The organism is Kitasatospora sp. NPDC007106, assembly GCF_040634455.1.
Lineage (GTDB): Bacteria > Actinomycetota > Actinomycetes > Streptomycetales > Streptomycetaceae > Kitasatospora > Kitasatospora arboriphila.
Genome location: NZ_JBEYFP010000688.1, coordinates 1 through 3,101, shown reverse-complemented (window position 1 = coordinate 3,101; position 3,101 = coordinate 1). Strand labels below are relative to the sequence as shown.

The window sequence follows — 3,101 nt, the reverse complement described above, 5'->3', positions numbered from 1 at the left end:
AGGTCATCGCGGCACCTGGCCTCCCGCCCACAGCCCGCCCGGCGCTGACCGCACTCACCACCGCCCTCGCCGCACCCGACCCGGCCGACCTGATAGCGCCCCTCACCGACATGCGGCCCCACCTCGGCGCCGCCCACCCCGACCTCACCGACCGCCTCGACACCCTCGCCCACCGCACCGACCGCCTCCGCCATGACAGCGACCAACGACGCACCTGAAACCACCACCGAAGCCCGCTGGCAGCACATCGAAGACCGGCTCGCCGCCATCGAACGCCGCATCCACGAGCACAGCAGCGCGGCCATCGCCACCATCGACACCTGCCTGGCCAGACTCGACGCCCTCCGCCACGACCTCGCCCACCGGCCCTGGCCCCCGCAGGCCTCCCCCACGCCCGCGGACCCTCCGACCTCCCCGCCGCAGCAACCGGTCGGCAGCCACCAAGCCGCCGTACCGGCATGACGGGAGAGACCGCACCACCGGTCAGCGGGACAACACCGTACGGATGAGACCGTCGTCAGCTGGGCCGCCTGCCTCCTCGCCGACCCCGCACTCGCCGCCCGCACCCACCAGGCCCTCACAGCCACCGACCACACCGGGATCGCCGGCGACCCTCGGCGCCCGATCCTCCCCTCCCAACGCGACACCGACGCCACACCCCTGCTGCGCCACCCCGACCCTCTCGAGCCCGTTGCCGCCCTCCACCGCCCTCAGCTCCTCGCGCTGCTCACCTCCGAAGCGAGCCCGGTGTCCTGACCATGCCACTTGCCTCGGCGAAGCTGCGGACAAGCCGCGCCCGACATCCGGAACGACTGCCGGCCGGGTCGGGCCCCACCCTCCCGATTGGCCACGGGCTTGAGCGGCGCGCCCGTGACGATGTCGCCGATCGCCCGGACGCCGTCGGCACTGGTGCGCAGGTGTTCGTCCAGCGTGTCGGCCAGGACGGCCGTGCCGTCGTCCAGGACAACGCGAAGACCACCCGGATTGCGTTCCAGCCGGGTCGGCTCGGAAGACGCGTCGTTGAACGTCCGACCAGCGCACCCGGTGAAGGGCTGCGTCCACGTCGTGCCGTCCGGCGTCGCGGACGGCATCGGCGACATCCGCCGTCGCGGCAGGCATCTTGCCGGGGATGCAGCCGGCGTTCAGGCACGTGCCGCCGAACGGGCCCTGTGAGACCACCGCGGCATCGAGATGCGCGAAGCGGTCGTCGATCAGCGCGTTTCCCGTACCCCCACCGATGGCGACAAGATCGTGGCGACGCATGCTCGGAGCGTATCCGCCATCGGAACGATCACGCCCGCGGCCACGCGACGGCTTCGGGCCACAGGCCGGCGCTGCTCTCCTTACCCGCCGCGCGTCGAGGACGAACCCGGGTGCCGGTCGGCTGCGATCCGCGAGGTCGAGGCGGTGCGGCCGCAGCCGACGGGGGAAGCCGCCTGGTGGCTGTCGCGTGTGGCGTGCAGGTCTGCATTCCGACGGAGACGGCTCGATGACCACCTCCGACGACGACACCGTCGAGCCCGACGAGGAGACGCGGAAGCGGTCCGCGGAGGAGCGGTCGGTCACAGCTCCCACACCGGCGGACGTCGGGGCCGAAGCGGACGACGAGAGGAACCCGGGCCCCCGGCGGCGGGCACCGAGGCGCCGTGACCGGTGCGGCCCGGTCGGCTGCTGCCCGGCACAACCCGGGCCTCGCCCTCGCGGAACAGATCCTCCGCCTTCCGCGACCGGGCACAGCCTGACCGGCACAGTGCATCGGGGGCCTGCACGGGGCGCCCGCCCGCGCAGGCCGTCCACGCCGGAACCCGGCGTTGCGCAGCGCCTCGTGATTGAACAGCGGTGCTCGGTTTGCCGTGAACGACGACCTGGGGTGCGCTGGGACTGTTGCGCCCGCACCAGGGTGCGGGTCAGGAGGATGCCGTGAGCAGCAAGAAGATCATCACAGTGTTCGGAGCGACCGGACAGCAGGGCGGCGGGTTCGCCCGGGCGGTCCTCGCGGACGAGGCCGGCGGGTTCACCGTCCGAGCCGTCACCCGCCATCCCGACTCCGACGGCGCGCGGGAACTGGAGCGGCTCGGCGCCCAGGTGGTCCGGGCCGACATGGACGAACCCGGCACTCTCGGATCGGCCTTCGAGGGCGCGTACGGCGCCTACCTGGTGACCAACTTCTGGGAGCACATGTCCGCCGAACGGGAACAGGACCAGGCCCGGGCGTTGGCGGACGCCGCCGGGCACGCCGGGGTGCAGCACGCCGTCTGGTCCACGCTGGAGGACACGCGCGAGTGCATCCCGCTCGACGACCCGCGCATGCCGGTCCTGCAGGGTTCGTACAACGTGCCGCACTTCGACGCGAAGGCCGAGGCCGACCGGTACTTCACCGACGCCGGCGTGCCCACCACCTTCCTGCGCACCACGTTCTACTGGGAGAACCTCTACGGCGCCTTCAGCCCCCACCGAGAGGACGACGGCTCGCTCCGGCTCGTCTTCCCGATGGGCAGCAGCCGCCTGTCCGGCATCGCCGTCGACGACATCGGCAAGACGGCGCTCGCCGTCCTGAAGCGCGGCAGCGACCTCATCGGTGCCACCGTCAGCATCGCCGGCGAGCACGTCCCGCTCGCCGACATGGCCACGAAGCTCACCGAGGCCGTCGGCGTGCCGGTGCGGTACGAGCCGCTGAGCCCGGACGAGTTCCGCGCGCTCGGCTTTCCCGGCGCGGACGAGGCCGGAAACATGTTCCAGTACTACGCGGACTGCGAGCAGCGCTTCACCTCGGCCCGCGACCTCGACGCAGTGCGCGAACTCAACCCCGACCTGCAGTCCTTCGCCACCTGGCTCACCGCCCACACCGACCGGCTCCGTGCCGCCTGGACGTGACCGGGCAGTCCACCATCGCCATGCTTTCGGAGCGCGAACACGCACCGCCAACCGGCATCTCAGCCACGAGAACGGCGTCTTCCCGGCACCGGTGGCCCGCCGGCCTCATGGTCACCAAGAATCCATGTCCGGCAAAACCGGCATTCGGGTTCATACTTGTTTTGTGGCGGACGAGCACGAGCCCCGCACGAGCTGGACGTTCCTGACCCAGCACGCCCGGGTGCTGC

Annotated in this window: 3 protein-coding genes and 1 pseudogene; 3 read left to right on the top strand and 1 reads right to left on the bottom strand. The window is 71.9% G+C overall.

Annotated elements, in window-relative coordinates:
- A pseudogene (locus ABZ641_RS30805) lies at positions 1-218 on the top strand (type III effector protein); the annotation flags it as partial.
- Positions 193-462, top strand: a complete 270-nt coding sequence (locus tag ABZ641_RS30800) for a hypothetical protein (RefSeq protein WP_359987083.1) — start codon at positions 193-195, stop codon at positions 460-462. The pseudogene ABZ641_RS30805 and the gene ABZ641_RS30800, both read left to right, overlap by 26 nt.
- A gap of 248 nt (positions 463-710) precedes the next feature.
- On the opposite strand, the gene ABZ641_RS30795 is transcribed toward ABZ641_RS30800, so the two are convergent.
- Positions 711-1,091: a hypothetical protein gene (locus ABZ641_RS30795; protein ID WP_359987080.1), complete on the bottom strand. Its 381-nt coding sequence runs from the start codon at positions 1,089-1,091 to the stop codon at positions 711-713.
- 829 nt (positions 1,092-1,920) lie between these two features.
- Between ABZ641_RS30795 and ABZ641_RS30790 the strand changes: the two genes are divergently transcribed.
- Positions 1,921-2,874 (top strand): NmrA/HSCARG family protein, encoded by a 954-nt coding sequence (locus ABZ641_RS30790; protein ID WP_359987077.1) that lies wholly within the window; start codon positions 1,921-1,923, stop codon positions 2,872-2,874.
- Positions 2,875-3,101: the final 227 nt, after the last annotated feature.

What these genes read in the sequence shown, in the direction of transcription:
- ABZ641_RS30800 (WP_359987083.1), top strand. Translation starts at nt 193, where the DNA reads ATGACAGCGACCAACGACGCACCTGAAACCACCACCGAAGCCCGCTGG.
- ABZ641_RS30795 (WP_359987080.1), bottom strand. Translation starts at nt 1,091, where the DNA reads ATGCCGTCCGCGACGCCGGACGGCACGACGTGGACGCAGCCCTTCACC.